This window comes from Bradyrhizobium cenepequi, assembly GCF_020329485.1.
GTDB lineage: Bacteria > Pseudomonadota > Alphaproteobacteria > Rhizobiales > Xanthobacteraceae > Bradyrhizobium > Bradyrhizobium cenepequi.
The window spans coordinates 14,798-35,580 of the sequence record NZ_JAGKJI010000017.1 but is presented as its reverse complement, the minus strand read 5'-3'; the positions used below and the strand labels follow the sequence as shown (position 1 = coordinate 35,580).

Genomic DNA, 20,783 nt, shown 5'->3' with positions numbered 1-20,783 from the left:
CAGGAGAGTCCATGAGTGGCTCGACGACCGGAGGCGGCGCGAACATGAAGAACAGCAGGACGGGACCAGCCGCACAAAGCTCGGCCCCATCCGCCAAGGAGCCGAGCACCCAAGGAGCCGGTCCAGCCGGGGCGCCTGATCGCAAGGGCGACGCCGCATCGCCCGGAGGGGTGATGAAGAAGTAGTTCTGGTCTGACGTGTAGACTGGGCGCCCGCCCGCAGCTGGGGCCGTCCGCGCCTCTCCCACTCGTGGAAGAAGGCGGCCCAGCTGCCGGGTCGCGCCAATCCCTGCGCTTCCATCGCGACGATTGGACGCCGAGGAGCCGATCCTCAGTGAACCGCGACCGGCTGCTTGAGGGCGAGATTGCGGCCAAGTTCCTGAACGCGCTTTTGGCGCAGCCAAAGGTCAAGCGCCTGCTATCAAGCGATCACTTCTCGGTGGATGGTACGCTGATTGAAGCCTGGGCTTCGATCAAGAGCTTCCGGAAGAAGGATGGTAGCGACAAAGACGAGGACGGTCCGGGACGCAACGCCGAGCGCAGCTTCCACAAGGAGAAGCGATCCAACGAGACCCATGCGAGCACGACCGATCCCGAGGCGCGGCTCTGCAAGAAGGGTGACGGGCAGCCAGCCAGCCAAGCTGAGCTATATGGGCCATGCTCTGATGGAGAACCGCAATGGCTTAGCGGTTTTGGGTGGGGTGAGCCAAGCGACCGGCACCGCCGAACGGGAGATTGCGCTTGCCCTGATCGACAGGCGTGGGTGCGCGAAGCGGATCACTCTGGGAGCGGATAAGGCCTATGATGTCACGCAGTTCGTACATGACCTGAGAGATAGATCGGTTACCCCGCATATCGCGATTGATGGACATCTGAGTAAGACCGGCAAGCGGCGCAACCCGCCGAATCGGCGGGTTTTTCTTATTTCCCAAATCTGCCACCGCTGTCTTTTAGGATGCGGCGACACTTTGGGGTGATTTGCGGCGCAGTTTGGTCGAATCCGGCCAACCTATGCGAGCATTTTCACACAACTCTGATCTCTGCGTTCGGCTCGCAGGTGTCCCACCGTTACTTATCACACTTCGCGCACGTGCCGAATCGCCGCAACGAGTGTCGGATATCTGCTCGCGTTCCAGCCGCAGCGCCTCGGTCTTACGCTCCATCTCTGCATCTTCGCTGGCTAGCCGCTGTTGAAAGCGCTGACGGGTTTCAGCGAGAAGGGGAGCGGCCAGAGACTCCGTTAGCCGGATCTCGTGATTGCATTTGGGGCAATGCAGGATCGGCTCGTTCGAAGCGCCGGCGGTGGTTGCTTTCAAACTCATGAACTCTCCGGTTAGCTATCCAGACGGGTTCGCCCCGATGGCGGACCTCAAGCGCGATATGGCGATTCTGGCGACCAGCGGACGGGACTGGGCCGAACGCACGAAGCGATTGGCAGCCCGCGTGCCCGACCTGGATATCTTCTCCCAAGGTCTCATCGAGCGGATGAACGGCGGCTGGCGTGTCACTGACAAGGGTCGCTCAGTTCTCGAGATCATGGAGGCGCGGCCCGCACCCGCCCAAGCAACGGAGCTGCTTGCCGTCCGCGCGGTCGAGGAGCCGACGCCGGCCACGGCTCTGTCACCGATGCCTTCCATAGCGCCAGTTCGGCGCAAGCGGGAACGAAAGCGGCGTCAACGCGACGGTGTCCTGCGAAGACAGCGAACGCACCATAAGAAACGTCGGTTGGGGGCAAACCAGCAGCGTCGGCTTTTCGGAATCTAGGAATATATTCCATAATCTATGTTATGCGAACAAGAAACCATGAGTATTGTCAATAAGATAAATACTCTAAGTCCCATAGCGTTGCTTCGGCTTGCCGTCGGGAAATCTCGAAGGCGGCCCTCACCCGGGGCTTACGGTGCAGGGATCGGTCACGCCCGCACTCTGGTGGGCTCATGCCAGGCGGCAGTTTTTTGAGCTCGCGGACATCGCCGCCAATGTTAGCCGAGGTAAGAACGCCGCGGCGATCTCGCCGAATAGTTGGAGGAATAGGTTGATCCAAGTGCGCGCGGGCTTTGGTTCAACATCGACAATGACTGATGAGATAGTTGAGCCCATATACCCGAACTGCAAGCGCTTGTTAGCTTTCGCCGTCCCGCCGAGGCTGGGTCGGAAAGCGAGATTTACCGAGGACCGCCCCAGACGCACCGACGAATAGCGAGCGCCGGAGTCCTTTTTCGCGACAGACTGGAGGGTACAGAAGGATCAAGGCTCCTAGCATTGGGCTTCTGCCAACCCTACGCATTGGTGGATAACTCCACGTCCGAGATCCGATACCGCCGTCAGTTGCCAGGTCCGACTAGAGAGGCGAGCGCTGCCACTCGACCGCAAGCTAGTCGAAGCTGCCACAGCGGCTTCGTTTGACGACAAGTCAACTCGATCCGCCGGCAACAGCATCCTTTTGCGGCTGTATCCTAAACTCTACCTCAGGCGTTCGACGCAAGGATGGGAATCGCACGATGCACGCTATTTCCGAGCAGCAGAAAGTAACGCGAATCCGAGAGCGGCTCACTTCTCAGTTTCCCGGCGCAAGTTCGTGCGAAGAAAAGCAATGAGCGCCTTGAGAGCCGCGGAGTCTTGCCGTCGGCCTGGATAGTACAGAAAGGACCCCTCGGCAGTCGGCAGGATAGCATTCTCAAACAGGCGGATCAGGCGCCCGTCGGCGATCATGGGAGCCACGCAATCTTCGTCGATGTAGGCGATTCCGATGCCATCAAGTGCGGCGCGGACCACCAGCTCCGGGTCATCTGCGATAAGCGGTCCCCTCACCTCGACCTCAGCGGCCTTGCCCTCACTAATAAATTTCCATGGAATAAACCCGCCGGCAGCTGGCCGAAGTCGAATGCAACTATGCGAGTAGAGGTCAGATGATCTCCGCGGAGAGCCACGGCGCTCCACATAGCCTGGCGAAGCGACGACAACATAGCGCACGTTGCCGGTGATTCGGACTGCGATCATGTCCCGGGCAAGGCGGCTGCCGACGCGAATGCCGGCGTCGTAGCGCCCGGCAACGATGTCGGTCAAGGCTGACTGGACCGAGATCTCGAGCGTGATTTCCGGATATTCCTCCAGAAATCGTGCAAGCAATGGCGCTAGCACAAAGTGCGCCAGTAGTGGCTGAATGGTCAGCCTCAGGTGCCCGGCCGGGTTGTCGCGGTGCGCGTTCACCGACTCGATCGCCGCGTCAAGCTCGTCGAGCAGTGGACGCAACCGCGCCAGCAGGCGCCCTCCGGCCTCTGTCAGCGCAACGCTGCGCGTCGTGCGATGCAGCAGGGGGGGTTCTTTTCGCCATAGGCCGCCCCGGTCTGGCCTTCGACTTCCAGCTCCATCAGACGCTGGGCCGCAATCATCTCGCGCAACAGATCGGCATCAGGGGTCTTCTCCACGAGCGTGTGGTCTTCTGTCTTCCCTGCCAACCTTCGGCATCGACATGATCCAGACCGTCTGGTCGTACATAGGAGTGGGCGCTCGGTTGGTCCGTGGCTAACGGATTCCGTTGGCGAGAAAGGGCTCGTTGGTCTCGACCCTTCCAGGGCCGACCGGGCCCTGCTTGCGGGCGATCTCGGCGATCCGGGCCAGTTCGTCACCAGGTCGGCGCATGGTCATTTTTCCAGAGGATCTGGAGCTCGACACCTCAGACAGTCAGACGTATGATGGCTGCGAGGGTAACGACCGCGCGATAGTTTCGGGCTGTCTTTTCGAAGCGGGTGGCGACACGGCGGAATTGCTTGAGATCGCTGAAGCAGCACTCCACGAGATGGTGCTGGGCGTAAAGATGCTTGTCGAGAAAGATGTTTGAGGGCTCGTGACGGTTGGGCATGACGGGCGACCGCCCCTTGGCGGCGATGGCCGGCGCAAATGATCGGCGTCATAAGCCGTGTCGGCCATGACGACCTCGGCAGGTAATCCCTCGATTAATGCAGCGGCTTGCGGTGCATCGCTCTTCTGACCTGCGGTCAGCGTGAACCGCACCGGAGATCTGAGCCCCCCGAACGGCCATATGGATCTTGGTGATCAGACCACCGCGCGAGCGGCCGAGCGCTTGACTTTCAGACTTTTTTGCCGCGGCAGCGGGCTGATGGGCTCGGTCGATGCTGGAATCGACGATCAGATATTCGAAATCAGGATTGTCCGACATGGCCTCGCTAGCTGCGGCCCTCGGCCGCCTACAACAGGATCATCAACACGGACAAAAGAGCGGATATCATCAAGTCGGTCGGCCAGATCAAGCTCGGCGTCAGGTGCGCCAGATTCTTGCGGAGCACGGGCCGATGACAGCAGAAGCCATTGTGCGGGAAATGCTGAAACTCGGCCATGACATATCCATTCACGAAACGCTGCGCAGCAAGGTCACTTCGCTGACCATAAGTCTGTGGCGGCCGGAAAAAGCCGGCGTAGTCGCGCGTGAAGGCAAAAGCCGTTCGGCGCGGTGGCAATTCAAAACGTCACAGACGCGAACACCGCAGTCGCGATGAACGGCAGCTCGTGCTTTTCAGACTGGGTCGAGAGAAAGCCGTGAATGACGATCGCACCCCGCTGCTCACGCTGATTTCCTGCATCATCTGCAAGAAGACGATGCGGCTCGAGAGGAGTAGCCCCGGCCACGACAGCAAGGACATCATTCAATATCGCTGCGAGGAATGCGGGCGCATCGAGCGGGTCCGGCTTGTGCGACGGAGCTGGCCGTCCGGCAGCAAGGTCAGTTAACCGGCTTCCGGTTAGAGCAGCGAAAGCTGGATATCGACGCGGTGGCCGTGCCGTTCCAGAAAGTCCTCCAGCGTCGGCGGGACCTCGCCGCGTCCGGCGCAGCGCGGCGGCGATCTCCTCCGAGGCGTCTTGCCACCAGCCCTCGCTGGTGTTGAAACTGACGATCCGGATCGGGTTGTGATACTGCCCCTCCATCAGGTGGCGGAGCAACGTTTCCCGGTCAGTGTCCTCTTCGCTCATTTCGGGCCACGCCCGACCGAGGCATCGCCCGTGGTCGTCGAGCACCAGATAGATATCCCGGTCGGCCCCTGGGATAATCGAGGGCGAGGAACGCATAACCAAAGCCTCAGCGATGACGATCGGCAAGCATTCCAGCCGGTCGGCGGCTGGCCGTCAGTAAACCGGATTCGCAAATCGTCCATTCTTATATATACGCCTCTATGAGCAGGCATTTGGAATCGCCCTGCCGGTCAAAGCCGACGATGTCCCATCTGGCCCGGACTCGTTCCGCGAAATCAAGAATGACGGCTACCGGATGATGGTCATCCGCGAGCGCGACCGCGTGCGGCTGAACAGCAGAGGCGGCCACAACTGGACCGACCGCTATCCCTGGATTGTCGAGACCGCGCGCAAGTTCAAGTCCAGCCTCGTCCTCGACGGCGAGGCCGTGGTGCTCAATGTCGACGGGCCCGTCCGACTTCGCCGTGTTGCATTCGGGCGCTACGATGGCGAGGTCCAGTTCTACGCCTTCGACATGCTGGCGGGGTGACGGCGACGATCATCGGCGACTGCCATTGTCAATGTGCAAGTCCGTCTTGCGCGACTGCTCGCTCGCCGAACCTAGGGCATCCACGCTGCCCCCTATGAGCAAGGCACAATCGGCCCGGACCTGTTTCGACATGCCTGCTTGATGGGACTGGAGGGCTTGGTCTCAAAGCACAGCGGGCGCGCCTACCTCGCGGGCCGCTGTACCCACTGGGTCAAGGTCAAGAACCCGAAGCATCCGGCGTTTCGGCGCGTGCAAGATCAGTTCTGAAGGGCGGGCCATAAATCGGTGCGGTGAGCGTGGCCCGCTGAGGCCTACCGTATTTCAGATAGCGTAGCTTCTATACGAGATTTCGCGGCAATCTGCCGCGCTGAGAGGTGTGATGCAGAGTACAGACGGCTGATGGAGCTGCGGACTTACTTACTATCCTGCCGAGGCCAGCAGTGGTGTGACCCGATCCGACATCACCCTCGAACAGGAGCACCCGCATGCCCGGACTATTGACTCCCTTGCCGGGGAAATTGCGATCCAGACGTACAAAGGCAACCGCGTCACCGCTGTTGATGGTGGCGGACGCAGGACCGCACGCCACCTCATACGGATACTGTTTTTGGAAGCGACAATGGCCCGCTTGTGAATAACAGCTTGAGCAGCAGCGCAGGGACAGGCGCGTTCTTATCGGCCCGCTCGAACCACAGCTCTCCCACGGCGTCACTCGTGCCGTCGATGTCGCTCCATGGCTGGAGATCGCTGACGCCCCAGGGCTTGTGCATAGCCCGCACGGACGCGTGTTCGATGGGCATAGGTTGTCCTGACGCGTGACGCGCACGCCGGAACGACGTGCCGCTGCTCGATATCGCCGACTACGATTTGCGTGGCTAAGGTTGTGCCGCTAAGGCGTCGCGTCTCCGGACACGCCTTCTTGCAGGAAACCGGTGACGCTATCGATCATATGGATACTCGGGCACCCGATAGCAAGCTTCGCGCGATGCGCGGTCAATATAGTGGAAACGGCGCAACCGCCACTGCCTCAGCGATTTCTCGACATCGCGCAAGAAAGGGCGTCTGCTGTAGCTGTCACCGTCCACCCTTGGCTGCTATCGGTGACCGAGAGACCTTTACTCCCGCCACAAAGAGAGGGCGGTCGGTATGTCCACCATCCAAAAATTCAAACTGCATGAGTGCCTTGTCCCTCCAATCATGGTGCCGGCTTTCCTCGGTCTGATGATTATCCAGTGGTGAGTGAACTCGTCCGTGAGCCCTTGCCGCCGGCATTCCACTGGTTGCCTTGACCCGGATCAGCTGAACGACGGCCAAGCGGCAGCCGCAAAAGAGCATGGCAGCTCTTGTGGTAGCAAGCTACACGATCAAGGCTCGAAGGTCTCCAGCAGAATCATGATCGCGGCATCGTAAAAGGAACAATGATGAAAAAGCCCATTCTCTCTATTGACGAGCCAGAGCCGAAGAAAGCAATGCGAGCCGACCGGCCCCCTGTCGAAGGATTTGCGACAATTGTCGACGGCCATTTCAAGTCGGAGTTTGACACGACCGACGGTGCAGAAGCCGCCGGTCGCGCGCTGAAGTCGGCTTATCCGATGCTTCAGGTCGAAATCTATGACGCCGAGAAGAAGGTCCGCACTTTGTTGAGCTAGCAAGTTCGGCTATCGTCGCCCGGGGGGTAACGGCTGGCCCGCCGGGAGCCCCCACGGAGCATATTTCTTGATGGTGCAGTCCGGATTATCACGCCTCGTGCGAGCGCCATTCGGTCTGCCTCCCGGCTGATGGAGCAGCGATAGCGCACGCTCCTATGATGGTCATTTCTTCCTGACCTGCGGAGGGTCGATCTCCGCAATCTTGCGCAGACAGTCGGCTTCGGTATCGTGCGGTCCGACACGAATGTTCCGCTGACCTTCGTGGAATACCAACCGGACACCACACCGAGGCGAAGCGATTCGTCAGTCTTGACGTGACGAGGCGAAAGATTTTGCATCGGACGCTTTCAGTTGGGTCGTTCGATGCTGCATCGAACGCAGAGGATGACGCTTTCAGCTAGTAAGGGATAGCACTCGGTTCGTTCAGCCCTCACCAGCGAGCCGGGTGAGGTCGGCAAGCACCGCCGTCACCAGATCGCGGTGATGCATATCGGTCGGCGCGAGGTCCGCTGCATACAGGTTCAGAACGTAACGCGCTCTTGCGACCGCCTCGGGCCAGGAGGTCGCCGGCACGGCAAGCAGCTGGCGCTCGACAGCCGCCTGATGATCGCGCAGCCGTTTTGTACTGGTCTCGACGTCGGCGAGCACGCGACGGATATCGGTGGCTTTTTGCGCGGCCATGCCACGGTGCTTGTCGAGGTCAATCGGGGTTTCACTCATGCGATGCGCTTTCGATCATTTCTTCGTCGGTCATTACCTCATACCCGCCGGCGGCAGCAGTCGGACGACGCCTCGATCAGAAAGTGACGAATAGCTATCGCTTTCTCGCAGAATGTGCGCATTTGTCCGATCAAGTCGGCTTATAGGTTGTATTTGGCCGCTTGGCGGGCCATCTCGAAGCTGTAAACCGGATGTAATTCGAATGAAGCTTCGGGGTCGGATTCGAAATGCACTACGCGTTCCCCAGCGTACGCCCATGATCATGGTGTTGGGCACACACTTCACCCGCGCATCCGACATCGTCGTCCCCGACCACCTGACTATCAGTCCTTCCGTGCCGATCACGCCGTATCGCGATGGGGTTCGGTAATTGGTGCAGCGGTATCGTTGCGCCGGTCTTAGAATGGCTGCGAAGATGGGCAGAGAGGGAACCTCATGCATTTGCCCCACCTCTTTTCTCACGCGTGTGCGCCGCGTAGATGGGCCAACGAATCTAAGTGCGAGCCTCGCTGGAGTAGCAATAGGTGCGTTGCATCACAGCAAGGTCTACGCTAGAGCAGCCCTGACTCTCAGGGGAAGGCATATGTCACATGCCTACAAGCTCAATGAAGACGTTCACCACCAGCCCCAAGGACCACAAGGTCGTTCCGCAACTGATCCGTCGATGATTTACACCGTCGTTCGGCGTATGCCCGTTGAGGCAGACGGGCGGCTTAGATACCGCATCAAGAGCAAGACCGAGAATATTGAGCGAGTAGTTACGGAAGACCAGCTTTCGTATCCTCAATGATTCCGTAATGACTGTAGGAGTCCAGTTGTGCTGAATGATCGAGAAAATATCCTGAACGCGCTCCGCGAGAGGCCGCTTAAAGTCTACGAAGTCATGAAACGCGCCAGTGTCGTGAATGAGGAAACTTGCCAATCCCTCCTGTTGAAAATGCGAGAGGAAGGCTTGGTGAAGTTCGATATCCATAAGGGGCGCTGGCTCATCGGATGATTCGAGGGGCGCAAGATCGTCGCGGATTTGCTTTATCTGTTCCTCGACGTCCTTAGCGTAGGCCTTGACATCGACGGACATGGCCGCCGTGATTCAAATCATTGCGCACGAAATCGAAACTAGAAGTACTTGAAGATGGTTGGCGACGCAGTGCTGATCGCACCTGTCTCCGCGCAGATTCCCTGCTAAACAAGGGAATTTTACAGGGAAATTCGCGGTTTTAGAGGTCTGGGAGACGATCTCGGAGCCGGAAACCGCTGTGCCGCAGCGACTTTTCGAGCATTTCCCTACTCGGATGAACAGGGAAGACAGTTCGAGGAAAAGGGATTTTTCCGGACGCAACAGGGAATTAGGTGGACTAGGGTCTGTTGGGATTCATCGTGAGTTTATCACGGCAGCCGGGAGATGGATCATGGCTGCGAAGCTTTGATCGGTCTTGTCAGCGCGCAGTGGGATACGCTTGAATTCCTTGAGCTTGCAGAAGAAGTTTTCGATCAGATGCCGCCATTTGTACATTTCCTGGTCGACGGTGAGAGGTCTCGCGCGGCGCGGATGCTGGGAGATGACGACCTTGGCGCCGCGCGCATCGAGTTCGGCGATGATGGCGTTGCTGTCGAACGCCTTGTCGGCGATCAGCGCGTCGAAGGCCAATCCCTCGATGAGCGGCGGCACGCCGACCGTGTCGAAGCGCTGTCCCGGCAGAAGCACGAAGCGCACGAGATTGCCGAGCGCATCAGTGAGCGCCAGGATTTTGGTGGTCATGCCGCCTTTCGAGCACCCGATGGCCTGGCTTTGAGTCCCCCTTTTGCGCCCTGTCCGTGGCGGTGGACCTTGACGATGGTGGCGTCGACCATAGCGTATTCCAAGTCGGGATCATCGGAGACGGCGTCGAACAGCCGCTTCCAGATATTCGCCTTCGCCCAGTCGCGGAAGCGCGTGTACACGCTGTTCCAATGGCCGAAAGCGCGAGGCAGATCGCGCCACGGGCTGCCCGTGCGGGCGATCCATAGCACCGCCTCGACAAACAGCCGGTTGTCCTTGCCGCTGCGTCCGGGGTCGCTCGGTTTGCCCAGACAAAGCGGCTCCATCTTCGCCCATTGGGCGTCAGTCAAAACGAATCGTTCCATCCGAAGCTTGAATCACAGCCAAGCTCGAATGAGAATCCTGAATCCCAACAGACCCTAGTTGACCGCGTATTTCTTCAACTAGGAATTCTCGCGGACCATCTGCGGCAGAACCGCCGCTCTTAGTGGCGGCACGCCCTTGGTGGTTGCGACCACTGGTGCCTCCTCCGGCAGGCCAGCAGTCACCTCGACGCGACCATTATCGGTGAGACCAGTCTTAACGGCGAGACGTGTGATCCGATTGTCAGAAATGGTATACACGAAGTTGCCGTCGCCATCCGAACCTACGGCAGCGGCGGGTATGGTAAGCGCATCGGGACGCCGGTTCATTTCCAGAGAGACTTCTGCATACGTGCCAGGATAGAGCCGTTCCTCGGGATTGGACAGATCAATCTCGGTACGCATGTTGCGGGTCTCTGGATCGAGACGCATGGAGAAGCGGGTTACCTTGCCGATGAACGGCTTACCGTCGAATCCAGCCGGCTTGACGTTGGCCGGATCGCCGATGTGCAGGTGAGGTACGGCGTTCTCCGGAACGTCGCAAAACACCCGGATCGTGTCGATTCGCTGCACCGTGAACAGTGACCCTGCCGACGGTGTCGTCCGCGTGGCCGTGGCGGCCTGGACCAAATCGCCCCGGTTCACCAGGCGCCGCGCCACCACGCCATCGAAAGGCGCCACGATCTGCGTATAGGCGAGTAGCGCCTTGATCTTCTCCACGGTCGCGGCGGCGACGTCGAGCTGGTTGGCCGCGAGGGCGCGGTTCGCTTCCGCAACGCCGAGATCCGCCTTGGCGATGTCCGCGTTGGCGTGCACCTGATCGAGGGTCCGGTCGCTGATGAACCCCCTTCCCTCGCCGAGCTGCTCCCGGTCTTTCGCCAAGGCGTTCTGAAGCGCAAGGTTTGCCTTGTTGTGGTCTATTTGGCGGCGCGCGCTCTCCAGCGAACTTTTCTTGGACTCGAGCTGGGCCTCTGCTTCGGCAAGCTCCTGCTTCATTTCGGGGACGTCGATCACCGCGAGCACTTGACCAGCCTTCACGTGATCGCCGATATCGACGCGAACATCGGACAGGTATCCGGAGGCCTTGGCGAAGAGATCCGCTTCCTCATAGGCTTCGAGGGAGGCATTGGTTTGGAGATGTTGGGCCACGGTGGCGCGGCGCGGACGCACAACCTCGACCCGCGGGGGGCCATCCGCCTTCGTGGAATTCACCTGTGATGGCGATGCCGCCAGATGTCGCTGGGCCACGGCGCCCCCCGCGCCGAGGCCGACCACGACTACCAACACCTTTATGCTTGTTCGACTCGTTGAATTCATCGTGTTCCGCCTTCAAAATCTGTTCTGGCTGTTCGCTTATTCCGCCGCCCAAGCATGGTGTTCAGCGTCGCCACGATCCGGCACCGTCGCGAGCCGCGGCTCCGCCTCGAAGTAGCGGCTCTGCGGGTCGTCAGGATCGAGCGACGCGGAAATCCGGGCATGCCGCGACTGCAGCATGGCCAAGATCGCCGGCAGGACGATGAGCGTGGCGCACGTTGCGCCAAGGAGACCGCCGATCACCGCCCGTCCCAGCGGCGCACTTTGCTCTCCGCCCTCGCCCAGCCCCAACGCCATCGGCATCATGCCGGCCAGCATCGCAAAACTCGTCATCAGGATCGGACGCAGACGGCTCCGTGCGCCTTCGATTGCCGCCTCCCATGATTCGCGGCCCTCCACCCGGCTGCGCTCCGCGAACGTCACGAGCAGGATGGCGTTTGCCACGGCGACGCCGATCGCCATGATCGCGCCCATGAAGGATTGAATGTTGAGCGTGGTCCGCGTGAGCCAAAGCATCAGTACGACCCCGGCGATCACGGCGGGAATTGTCAGCCCCACCGCCAGGGCAAGCCGGAACGATTGGAAATTGGCCGCCAGCAGCAGAAGGATAACACCCACCGCCATCAGGAGTCCCAGACCCAGGCCTCCGAACATCTCCGCCATCGGCTGGACTTGCCCGCGCACGGTCACGTTCACCCGATCGGGTGGCTTTCCCGCATCGCTGATCGCCTGCTGCACGCGGGCTGCCGCGTGTCCCACATCCTCGCCGTAGATGTTCGCGCTGAGCGTCAGCATGCGCTGCATGTTGTAGCGGTCATATTCGCCGAGCGCCGTGCCGTCGGTAACGCCGGCCACATTGCGGAGATCGATCTGTTGGCCCGGCCGGCGAGCGATGGGGAGGTTCTTCACCTCCTCGAGGGAATTCATCTGGTGCTCGGGGATCTCGACCTGCACCTGATAGCCAATGCCGGTCTTGGGATCGGGCCAATAATTCGCGGAGGTGTAGCGACTGGATGACGTGCCCGCGACGACGGATTTTGCCACGTTATCCGCCGTCACCCCCAGAACACCCGCTCGCTCGCGGTCCACGGCGACCTTTACGGTCGGGTAATCGAGCTCCTGCTCGAATCCCAGGTCTCGCAGCGTCGGCACCTGTGCCAATTTCGCTCGCAGTCTATCGGCGTATTGGCGGCTATCTGCGAGGTTCGGCCCGCTCACAGCCACTTCGATCGGTGTCGGCGCGCCAAAGCTCATGATGCGGCTGACGATGTCGCTTGGCTCGAATGAGAAGCGCACGCCCGGCAGTTCCTGCGGCAATTTCTGCCGCAGCCGCTCCTTCAAATCCTCGATGCCGATCCCGGCGGCGCGCTTGAGCTGCACCTGCAGCACCGCTTCCTCGGAGCCGGAACTCCAGAGATAAATCGTATTGATGGGGTAATTGGGCGGCTGCGTGCCGACAAAACCGAGGCTGATTGCCACATTATCCGGACCGACCTCGCGCTTGATCGCGTCGAGTGTCTGCAGCGCGATCTGCTCGGTGCGCTCGATGCGCGTGCCCGCCGGAGCCCGCAGATGCAATTGGAGCTGACCGGTATCCACGATCGGAAAAATCTCGGTGCCGAGAGAGCTGCCGACCAGGAAAATGATTGCGCCGCTGATGATGAGATAGGAAAGCACGACGGTGCGCCGCCGTCTCATGACGGTGCACGCGAACCGATCGTACCTGGCGCGCAGCCGGTCGAAAGACGTCTCTTGCGGCGTGTGATGCGTGCTCGGATTGCGCAGCATCCACACCGAGAGCACTGGCACGAAGGTACTTGAAAGCAGATACGAGCCCACCATCGAGAAACCGACGGCCAAGGCCAGCGGTACGAACAGGTTGCGCGCGGCGCCGGTCATGACGAAGGCAGGAATGAACACCGCCAGAATACACAGCATGGCGACGAACCGGGGCACCGTCGTCTCGGCCGTGGCCTCGCTCGCGGCACGGGCAAGGCTGCGGCCATCAGCAAGACGGGTGTGGATGTTCTCGATGGTGACTGTCGCCTCGTCGACCAGGATGCCGACGGCCAAAGCCAGCCCGCCCAAAGTCATGATGTTGATCGTCTGACCCGATACCCAGAGCGCCGTCACCGACGCGAGGATCGCGAGCGGAATGTTCAAGACCACGACCAGCGAACTGCGCCAATCTCGCAGAAACAGCAGCACCATGAGGCCGGTGAGCACCGCGCCGAGAGCGCCTTCGACGAACAGGCCCTGGATGGCGCGCGTCACGTAGGGGGACTGGTCGAACTGGTAACTGACGTCAACACCGTCCGGCAGTACGGATTGGAAGCGTGGCAAGTTGGCCTTGACGGCCTGGACGACCGCGAGTGTCGAGGCGTCCGCTCGTTTGGTGACGGGGATGTAGACCGTGCGGCGTCCATCCACCAGCGCGTATCCGGTCTGGATGTCGGTGCCGTCTTCAACCGATCCGACGTCGCGTATGAAGATCGTCTGCGTTCCGTGCGAGCGGATGGGAATGTTGTTCAGGCCCTTGAAGTCCCCGACAACCGAGTTGACCGGCACCATCGGCAAGAGCTCGCCGATGCGGACGTTACCCGATGGGCTGACCGTGTTGCCGGCAGCCAACGCCTGCACCACCTCGTCCGGCGACATGTTGTAGGAACGCAGCTTGGCGGGATCTACGCGGACGAGGATGGTACGCTGGCTCGAGCCGAAGGGCGGCGGTGCCGACACGCCTGGCAAGGTCGCGAACAACGGGCGCACCTTGAAGAGCGCCGCGTCCTGCAGCTCGGCGACTGTCTTGGTCTTGCTGGAGAAGACGAGGTCGCCGACTGGAACGCTACCGCCGTCGAACCGCATCACGAAAGGCGGCACGGTTCCGGTGGGCATGAAGGAACGGGCGCGATCGACATAGGCGACCGTCTCCGCTGTGGCCTGCGCCATGTTGGTGCCGGGATGGAATTGGAGCTTGATCAGCCCCACACCTTGGATCGATTTGCTTTCGACGTGCTCGATGCCTGTGATGTAGAGAAAGTGGTACTCATAATAGTTGACGATGAACCCTTCCATCTGCGCCGGGTCCATGCCGCCGTACGGCTGGGCCACATACAGGACGGGCACGCCGAGATCTGGGAAAATGTCCCGCGACATGCGATCGACCGCCAGAAAACCCGCCAAAGCAACGGCTACGACCATCACCAAAAGTGAGATCGGGCGTCGCAATGCAAACGACACCAAGTTCATCGTGACGCCTCAGCCGGCTTTACCGCGCCCGGACGAGCGAGCGCCGCTCGACGGCACCAATGGAAATTAGCGGGACGTTTCGGAAAAATCCGGCTCGTATTTCCGTCCATATGCTCAACCCCTCGAGATCCAACGACCTCAAGCCTGAGCAGAGCTTGGACGGCGGACCGTCTTGGAGTGCCGGGGGTCTGCAGGCCCCGACGAGAAACACATAATTCGACAACGCCCGTCGAGGAAGACACCAAGGTCCCATTGCACCACCTTGTGATGCGCAGGCTCTGACGCCTTTCGACTGCGTGAGTTTGCGGATGAATAGCGGCCAGCAACGGCCCCATGGACGCGGCAAACCCTGCTGCAACCAGTTTGCCCTAGCGCTCAGCGCTCCAGGATATTTCGGCCATCCGGATTGTCGTGTTGAATTGCCTTTCGGCCTTAGAGGATCGTCAGTGTGTGGCGGTGATGAAACGTAGGCGCTGGTCCCAGGCTTAGAAATTTAGAGGATCATCTACCTCAGACGCGAGGGGTGTCTTGCCTGAGACAAGCTTGCTCATGGCCCAGCTACCTGCTTCTGCGATAGCTTTTCACGATCTTCATGGCTTCAGCGTTCGTAAGTTTGGCCGCCGGCATGACTCGTGCCGACAGCCAATCTGTGGCACCATTGATTTCCATCAAACTCGTCAGGCCTCATGGCTGTACAGATCGTACAGTCTAGCCGCATTGTCCCACCGGATCGCTTCCATGTAGGCATCGACTTACCGCGCAGCCGCCGCGCCGTAGTCCATATGATAGGCGTGTTCATACATGTCGAGCACGAGCACCGGACGGCCGCCGGCCAGCGTCGTAGTGTGATCCGCCGCCCATTGATTGACGAGGCGTTTGTCGCGCGGCGAATAAGCGAGGATAACCCAGCCCGAGCCGCCACCTTCCGCCTTACCCATCGCGGAAAACTCGGCCCGCCATCGATCGAGGCTCCCGAAATCGCGGGCGATCGCATCCGCCAGTCCGCCTCTCGCCTCGGCACCGCCGCCAAGTCCATCGAAGTAGATTTCGTGCAGAATCATCGAATTCGCCCCGATCAACTCTTCGCGCTTCAGTCCATTGATCACAAAGTTCGGTGCCTAGCAAAATCGAGCTCGGCAAGTTGTGCGCCAATCGCGTTAAGGCGCTTCACTGCGCCGACATAATTGTTCTCGTAATGGCTCACGAGCACCTTTTCGGAAATGCCAGAGATTGATTTCGGATCGAGTGACAGCGGTTTTGCCTGATAAGGCATGGCCGCCCTTTCTGCGGATTACTTTGGGCGAACGAGGGCGTTCCGGCGAACGCGGCCGTTGAGGCTGCGGCGACGACGAGACCCGCTCCCTGGATAAAGCTTCGACGCTCGGTTATTGAGTTCATTTGGTCGCTCCCAGTGCTGAACAGCCCCAAGTTTCGATGCCGTTTAGACTCGGCTCATGGCAACGGCGTGATCTCGAGCCCCTCGAAGCGGGTCACTCTGTCGCGACTTGGACCACAACGCAGCCTCAGCCGTCCAGACCAGGTCGGTCGCCCCGCAATCCCGTCTCGCAATGACTTCCAGCGCCAATAACAATGAATGCCGGCCAGATGACCAGCGTCTCGGGACGGATGATCGTTAGAACCTGCGGGATCGCGAGGGCATTGATCGCCCAATCGCCAAGAATTTCGAATGAATTTCCTGAGATCCAAGTGTGATGCGCACGCGATGCAATGCCTCATGCAAGAAGACGCATTCTCATTACGGGTTCGTAACGAACTTCTCGCGCCGGCGGTGTGAACGGGCTGATGCCAATTTGAATTCGACGATTCCGCCGGACGCGATGTGGCGTTCGTTCGGCGCTGCGCCGATGGCGGACAGTCAAGGTACAGCCATCGTGCAGTTCGGCCGGCGGGCGATCGGCCCCCAACCAAGATCCGACACTGTGAACGAGGACTCGGCCGCTTAAGTTAGGCAATATGAGCTTTAGTTGGCAGCGTGCCTGCTCGCGCTGCCGCCTTCCTTCCCCGTCTTGGAAGCAGGGTGAAAGCGCGTCGCGACCTGGCCTTCTGCGCGGACCGCCGGCTACAGTTAGCACCTCATTTCCGCCAAAATCGCTGAGCGCGCCGGCTGCCTTTCTAAAAGTGAATTTAATGGTACCGGCCCGCTACGAACCTACAATGGCTCCATGTCTTGGGCATTCCGAAAAAATGGATATCAACCCGCGACTCCAGATCTTATCACTTCACATCTCGAGAAAAGCCATTCCAATGAACTCGCGATAGAGCATCAGCCGATGAGAGATGCGGCCTTGTCGTTTATCACCTACCGCCCTCGGTTGGCCGATAGCATGTCGGCGAGAGAGCTGTGCCGGAGAAAGTGCGCGGCCGCTTTTCCTCTCGACTAACGCAAAATGTCGAAGCGAAGCGGTAGAGCTAACGCCTGAAAGAGTTCGTTGCAGCCCGGCGAGTAGCTTACCGGGTCGATTCCGCTGATTTGGATGAATGTACGAACCTTCAATTTTCCGCTTCCTACCGTACGATCAGAATCAATACTAACTTTTTTGTCAATTGAGTTTTGCTTGGAACGGTTGCGTCGGTGCCGCAGTTTAAAAACCGCTCCGAAGCAAGCCTACTGCTTGCATGTGGCTTTCGAGATCGAGGCACTAGCTTGTCGCCAGAGAGAGGTTCGATGTCGTATCCTGCCGATCACCGTCGCCTAACCAAACAAAGAATTGTTCGGAGCGCACGGCGGCTCTTCAACCGCCGCGGGTTCGATACGGTGTCAATCGACGACGTTATGGCTGATGCCGGGCTCACCCGGGGAGGTTTCTATAGTTACTTTGAGAGCAAGGGTGATGTTTACGCCGAAGCGGTCACCCAAATTTTGAATGAAAAGCAGCTTTTAAGCAGCGACGGAGTGAGCATCGATCCGCGCGCTGTTAGCAGCGCGGCACAGTTCGTCCGGGACTATCTTTCGCGCGAGCGTTTCGAGGATATCGACGGAACTTGCCCCCTGATCGCATTTCCGACCGACTTTTTGCGCGAGGAGCACCGTGTTCGGCAAGCATTCGAAACCGTGCTCAGGGTCATGATCGATGTTTTTGAGCAGGCATTGCAGCGTAACGGAGAGGCGGCCCGATCCCGGGCTCGCGCGATTGCAACGCTATGCGTTGGCGGTATGGTGTTGGCGCGCTCGATCGAAGATCGCGTGCTCGCCGACGAAATACGCGAAGCCGCAATGGGCATCGCGCTGTCGCTCGGACAGTGGCCGCGCCGAAGGTCGGAATGAGTGGCGACAGAGCACACGGCCCTGGGTAACCGCATCCATCGCATTCACGCCCGAGCGAGGTCCGAAAGGTCTTCGCGTCGTTGGCGTGAGATACGCCCGGAAGCGCCCGTCGTATAGTCGGCTGAAAGAAAGGCAAAGCGGGCTACTGCTCCTTCCACGCAAACACAGGCAGACGCCAGGACCGCAAGCTTGACGCCATCAGCTTAGCTGGTGGTTCGCGAGCCGACCGCGGACGTGGTCCGCTTGATAATTCCCTGCAATTCCGGAACGCAGGAGCCGCAATTGGTGCCGGCGCGAAGGCTCCGCCCGATATCGGCGACGTTTGCGGCACCCCCTTCAGCCACAGCGCGGCGGATGGCTTCAAGTCCGACGCTGTAACAGGCGCAGACGATCGGTCCGGTTTCGGCAACGTCCTCGGCGCTTTGGCCGGAAAGAAGAAGACGGCGGTCGCGCTCGGCCAAAATTCCGGAGTTGAACAGCGCGCGCACGACCTCCCATCGCGGCGGATTTTGTGACGGCCCGGAGAAAATGCAGGTCTCGATCCTGCCGGCGCGCAACGCGGCGATGCGCACGATGCCACGCGGCAGATCGATATATTCCGCACGCTCCGGGTCGCCGGATATCAGCTTTTCGGCCAGACCATGCCATCGGGCGGGCAATTCGTTGGTCGCGAACAGAAGTCCGTGACCTCCGGCAACGGCGACGCGCGCGAACCACGTTCCGTCGGGGAGCCCGATCAAGTCGCGCGTGAGCGCAAAGCCGCGATAGGCAAACTCAAGAGAGTCGACGCGCGCGGGCGTGGCCTTGAGTTCGGGCTGGCCGGAAAACGGATCGTTTTCCGCCATCGCCAGCGCTCCGACGCACGCATCGGCTGCCGTCGAATAACTCCAGTGAATTGGCGCGAAAATCGATCCGCGTTGCTGACTCGAACGAACGCAAACCCGAAGCACGGCGCCGCCATGGGGCGTCGTGACCTTGGCGAAACCGCCATCGGTGATGCCCGCCCTACTCGCATCATCGGGGTGAATATCGACCATCGGTTCGGGTGAATGCGCGCCTAGCCGCGGACTCTTTCCGCTGCGCGTCATCGTGTGCCACTGATCGCGCAGGCGCCCGGTGTTGAGGCGCAGCGGAAAAGCGTCGCTCGTCGCCGCACGCACGCGCGGATGTTCTGGTGCAATGAAGCGGCCACGCCGATCACTCGTGAAAAACGCTCCGGCGCTGAAGAAGCGCGCTTCGCCTGATTCGACTCCGGCTTTCACAGGCCACATCACCGGGTCGAGCCGGTCATAGTCATGGTCGGCGAGCGCCGCGAGACCACCCAAGTTGAAGCCGCGCCGACCATCATTCTCGAACGCCGACAGGGTTGCATGCTCGCGAAAAACATCGACCGGCTTACGGTAGGCAAACGCGCTCTCGAAGCCGAGGCGGCGGGCCACTTCGCTGACGATCCACCAATCGGGCTGCGCCTCGCCGGGGCGCGCCAGGAACGCTCGCTGGCGCGAAATACGCCGCTCCGAATTGGTGACGGTGCCGTCTTTCTCGCCCCAAGCGGCCGCAGGCAAGAGCACATGCGCACCCGCATCGACGGTGTCGTTGTGGAGCGTGGTCTCGGACACGATGAACAATTCGAGCTTTTTCAGCGCCGCGCGAAAGGCGCCCGCGCGCGGCAGCGACACCGCCGGATTTGTCGCCATGACCCAGAGCGCCTTGATCGTTCCGCGTTCGATTGCTTCGAACATGTCGACGGCCTTGAGGCCTTCGCTCGCCGCCATTCGCGGCGCGTTCCAGAAGCGGCGGACGCGATCGGTTTCGCTGGGCGAAAAACCCATATGGGCGGCGATTTGATTGGCAAGCCCGCCGACTTCGCGGCCGCCCATGGCGTTGGGTTGGCCGGTCAGCGAGAACGGTCCCATGCCCGGCCGGCCGATGCGCCCGGTGGCGAGGTGAACATTGATGATCGCATTCACCTTGTCAGTGCCTTGCGCGGATTGATTGACCCCTTGCGAGTAGCACGTGACGACGCGCTCGGTTCGCGCGAACAGCTCAAAGAAGCGGGCAACTTCGTCGAGATCGAGCCCGCTCGCACTGGCGGTCGCCGCCGCGTCGCCGGCGATCTCGCGGGCGCGCGCAAGCGCTTCAGCAACGCCGCTCGTATGTTCCGCGATGTAGCTGTCGTTGAGGGCGCGTGTATCGGCGAGGTAGGCAAGCAGCCCACAAAAAAGCGCGGTGTCCATTCCGGATGCGATCGGCAGGAACAGATCCGCCGCGTCCGCCGTCGCGGTGCGCCGCGGATCGATAACGACCAATCTGGCGCCGTGCTCGTTTTTCGCGGCAATCATCCGCTGATAGAGCACCGGATGGCACCACGCCGCATTGGAGCCGACGAGCACGATCAGATCGGCCTCGTCGAGATCCCGGTAAATGCCGGGCACCACGTCGGCGCCGAAGGCGCGGCGATGACCGGCAACTGAAGAGGCCATGCACAGCCGCGAATTGGTGTCGACGTTGGACGAGCCGAGAAAGCCTTTCATCAGCTTGTTAGCGACATAGTAATCCTCGGTGAGCAACTGGCCGGAAAGATAGAACGCAATCGCGTTCGGCCCGTCGCGATCAACGATCGTGCGCAGGCCGTTTGCGACCTTTGCCACTGCGGTGTCCCAATCGGTACGTGCAAGAGAACCGCCTGCTTGACGGAACATGGGGTGGAGCAAGCGCTGGTCGAGCGAAAGCGTTTCGCCGAGCGCCGCGCCTTTCGAGCACAGCCGCCCGAAACTGGCCGGATGCGCGGGATCGCCGGAAATAGTCGCATCGCCTTGCCGGTCCACGGCTGCGAGGATGCCGCAGCCGACGCCACAATACGGGCAGGTGGTGCGCACGGCGGGAGGATGCCGCGATAAAGTGTTCATGACCGGTTCACCGTACGC

At 60.5% G+C, this 20,783-nt stretch carries 16 protein-coding genes and 5 pseudogenes; 6 read left to right on the top strand and 15 right to left on the bottom strand.

Annotation, left to right across the window (positions count from 1 at the left end; genetic code table 11):
• Nucleotides 1-321: 321 nt before the first annotated feature.
• Nucleotides 322-893 (top strand): annotated as a pseudogene (locus J6497_RS19040) (transposase); the annotation flags it as partial.
• Between the two features lie 56 nt (nt 894-949).
• Here J6497_RS19040 and J6497_RS19035 read toward each other — a convergent pair.
• Entirely contained in the window at nt 950-1,321 is a 372-nt protein-coding gene (locus J6497_RS19035; RefSeq protein ID WP_225705920.1) for a hypothetical protein, read from the bottom strand.
• A gap of 37 nt (nt 1,322-1,358) precedes the next feature.
• On the opposite strand from J6497_RS19035, the gene J6497_RS19030 reads away from it, so the two are divergent.
• Nucleotides 1,359-1,763, top strand: coding sequence for a hypothetical protein (locus tag J6497_RS19030; protein ID WP_312010323.1), 405 nt, complete (start codon nt 1,359-1,361; stop codon nt 1,761-1,763).
• 786 nt (nt 1,764-2,549) lie between these two features.
• Here J6497_RS19030 and J6497_RS19025 read toward each other — a convergent pair.
• The 4 genes and pseudogenes from J6497_RS19025 to J6497_RS19010 form a co-directional block, all read right to left on the bottom strand.
• On the bottom strand, nt 2,550-3,251 hold the full coding sequence (locus J6497_RS19025; protein WP_225705812.1) for a LysR substrate-binding domain-containing protein: 702 nt from the start codon (nt 3,249-3,251) through the stop codon (nt 2,550-2,552).
• 29 nt (nt 3,252-3,280) lie between these two features.
• On the bottom strand, nt 3,281-3,457 hold the full coding sequence (locus tag J6497_RS19020) for a hypothetical protein (RefSeq protein WP_225705919.1): 177 nt from the start codon (nt 3,455-3,457) through the stop codon (nt 3,281-3,283).
• Nucleotides 3,458-3,527: 70 nt separating this feature from the next.
• A pseudogene (locus J6497_RS19015) lies at nt 3,528-3,632 on the bottom strand (flagellar motor protein PomA); the annotation flags it as partial.
• Between the two features lie 43 nt (nt 3,633-3,675).
• Nucleotides 3,676-4,185, bottom strand: a pseudogene (locus J6497_RS19010) (IS5 family transposase); the annotation flags it as partial.
• Here J6497_RS19010 and J6497_RS19005 point away from each other — a divergent pair.
• The gene (locus J6497_RS19005) at nt 4,133-4,516 is read left to right on the top strand and encodes a hypothetical protein (protein ID WP_225705918.1); all 384 of its coding nucleotides are present in this window, start codon (nt 4,133-4,135) and stop codon (nt 4,514-4,516) included. The pseudogene J6497_RS19010 and the gene J6497_RS19005 sit on opposite strands and share 53 nt — an antisense overlap.
• On the opposite strand, the gene J6497_RS41565 is transcribed toward J6497_RS19005, so the two are convergent.
• On the bottom strand, nt 4,479-5,114 hold the full coding sequence (locus J6497_RS41565; protein WP_312010321.1) for a hypothetical protein: 636 nt from the start codon (nt 5,112-5,114) through the stop codon (nt 4,479-4,481). The genes J6497_RS19005 and J6497_RS41565 overlap by 38 nt on opposite strands.
• 64 nt (nt 5,115-5,178) lie before the next feature.
• On the opposite strand from J6497_RS41565, the gene J6497_RS18990 reads away from it, so the two are divergent.
• Nucleotides 5,179-5,517, top strand: a complete 339-nt coding sequence (locus J6497_RS18990; RefSeq protein ID WP_312010335.1) for an ATP-dependent DNA ligase — start codon at nt 5,179-5,181, stop codon at nt 5,515-5,517.
• Nucleotides 5,518-6,107: 590 nt separating this feature from the next.
• Here J6497_RS18990 and J6497_RS18985 read toward each other — a convergent pair.
• A complete protein-coding gene (locus J6497_RS18985) occupies nt 6,108-6,317 on the bottom strand; it encodes a cupin domain-containing protein (RefSeq protein ID WP_225705810.1) in 210 nt (69 codons plus the stop codon).
• A gap of 621 nt (nt 6,318-6,938) precedes the next feature.
• On the opposite strand from J6497_RS18985, the gene J6497_RS18980 reads away from it, so the two are divergent.
• On the top strand, nt 6,939-7,166 hold the full coding sequence (locus J6497_RS18980; RefSeq protein ID WP_225705809.1) for a hypothetical protein: 228 nt from the start codon (nt 6,939-6,941) through the stop codon (nt 7,164-7,166).
• 423 nt (nt 7,167-7,589) lie between these two features.
• Here J6497_RS18980 and J6497_RS18975 read toward each other — a convergent pair whose 3' ends face one another.
• From J6497_RS18975 to J6497_RS42000, 7 genes and pseudogenes are all read right to left on the bottom strand, one after another.
• Nucleotides 7,590-7,886 carry a hypothetical protein gene (locus J6497_RS18975; protein WP_225705808.1) on the bottom strand — a complete coding sequence of 99 codons (297 nt, stop codon included), beginning with the start codon at nt 7,884-7,886 and terminating at the stop codon, nt 7,590-7,592.
• A 586-nt stretch (nt 7,887-8,472) separates the two neighbouring features.
• Nucleotides 8,473-8,964, bottom strand: coding sequence for a hypothetical protein (locus J6497_RS18965; protein ID WP_225705807.1), 492 nt, complete (start codon nt 8,962-8,964; stop codon nt 8,473-8,475).
• A gap of 294 nt (nt 8,965-9,258) precedes the next feature.
• A pseudogene (locus J6497_RS18960) lies at nt 9,259-9,971 on the bottom strand (IS5 family transposase).
• Between the two features lie 117 nt (nt 9,972-10,088).
• Nucleotides 10,089-11,282, bottom strand: coding sequence for an efflux RND transporter periplasmic adaptor subunit (locus tag J6497_RS18955; RefSeq protein ID WP_225705805.1), 1,194 nt, complete (start codon nt 11,280-11,282; stop codon nt 10,089-10,091).
• 78 nt (nt 11,283-11,360) lie between these two features.
• Nucleotides 11,361-14,570 carry an efflux RND transporter permease subunit gene (locus J6497_RS18950; RefSeq protein WP_225705804.1) on the bottom strand — a complete coding sequence of 1,070 codons (3,210 nt, stop codon included), beginning with the start codon at nt 14,568-14,570 and terminating at the stop codon, nt 11,361-11,363.
• 677 nt (nt 14,571-15,247) lie between these two features.
• A pseudogene (locus tag J6497_RS18945) lies at nt 15,248-15,843 on the bottom strand (superoxide dismutase).
• Nucleotides 15,771-15,968 carry a twin-arginine translocation signal domain-containing protein gene (locus tag J6497_RS42000; RefSeq protein ID WP_225705903.1) on the bottom strand — a complete coding sequence of 66 codons (198 nt, stop codon included), beginning with the start codon at nt 15,966-15,968 and terminating at the stop codon, nt 15,771-15,773. The pseudogene J6497_RS18945 and the gene J6497_RS42000 overlap by 73 nt, the downstream one beginning before the upstream one ends.
• A gap of 1,288 nt (nt 15,969-17,256) precedes the next feature.
• Between J6497_RS42000 and J6497_RS18935 the strand changes: the two genes are divergently transcribed.
• Complete coding sequence (locus J6497_RS18935) at nt 17,257-17,856, top strand: TetR/AcrR family transcriptional regulator (RefSeq protein WP_225705803.1); 600 nt, start codon at nt 17,257-17,259, stop codon at nt 17,854-17,856.
• Nucleotides 17,857-18,059: 203 nt separating this feature from the next.
• Here the strand turns inward: J6497_RS18935 and J6497_RS18930 are convergent, their stop codons facing one another.
• Nucleotides 18,060-20,765, bottom strand: coding sequence for a nitrate reductase (locus J6497_RS18930; protein ID WP_225705802.1), 2,706 nt, complete (start codon nt 20,763-20,765; stop codon nt 18,060-18,062).
• Nucleotides 20,766-20,783 lie beyond the last annotated feature (18 nt).

Bases quoted from the DNA above. Each gene is read 5' to 3' on its own strand.
- J6497_RS19005 (WP_225705918.1), top strand. From the start codon at position 4,133: ATGCTGGAATCGACGATCAGATATTCGAAATCAGGATTGTCCGACATG.
- J6497_RS19035 (WP_225705920.1), bottom strand. From the start codon at position 1,321: ATGAGTTTGAAAGCAACCACCGCCGGCGCTTCGAACGAGCCGATCCTG.
- J6497_RS18980 (WP_225705809.1), top strand. From the start codon at position 6,939: ATGAAAAAGCCCATTCTCTCTATTGACGAGCCAGAGCCGAAGAAAGCA.
- J6497_RS18975 (WP_225705808.1), bottom strand. From the start codon at position 7,886: ATGAGTGAAACCCCGATTGACCTCGACAAGCACCGTGGCATGGCCGCG.
- J6497_RS42000 (WP_225705903.1), bottom strand. From the start codon at position 15,968: ATGAACTCAATAACCGAGCGTCGAAGCTTTATCCAGGGAGCGGGTCTC.
- J6497_RS18985 (WP_225705810.1), bottom strand. From the start codon at position 6,317: ATGCCCATCGAACACGCGTCCGTGCGGGCTATGCACAAGCCCTGGGGC.
- J6497_RS19030 (WP_312010323.1), top strand. From the start codon at position 1,359: ATGGCGGACCTCAAGCGCGATATGGCGATTCTGGCGACCAGCGGACGG.
- J6497_RS18935 (WP_225705803.1), top strand. From the start codon at position 17,257: ATGTCGTATCCTGCCGATCACCGTCGCCTAACCAAACAAAGAATTGTT.
- J6497_RS18930 (WP_225705802.1), bottom strand. From the start codon at position 20,765: ATGAACACTTTATCGCGGCATCCTCCCGCCGTGCGCACCACCTGCCCG.
- J6497_RS18950 (WP_225705804.1), bottom strand. From the start codon at position 14,570: ATGAACTTGGTGTCGTTTGCATTGCGACGCCCGATCTCACTTTTGGTG.
- J6497_RS18965 (WP_225705807.1), bottom strand. From the start codon at position 8,964: ATGTCCGTCGATGTCAAGGCCTACGCTAAGGACGTCGAGGAACAGATA.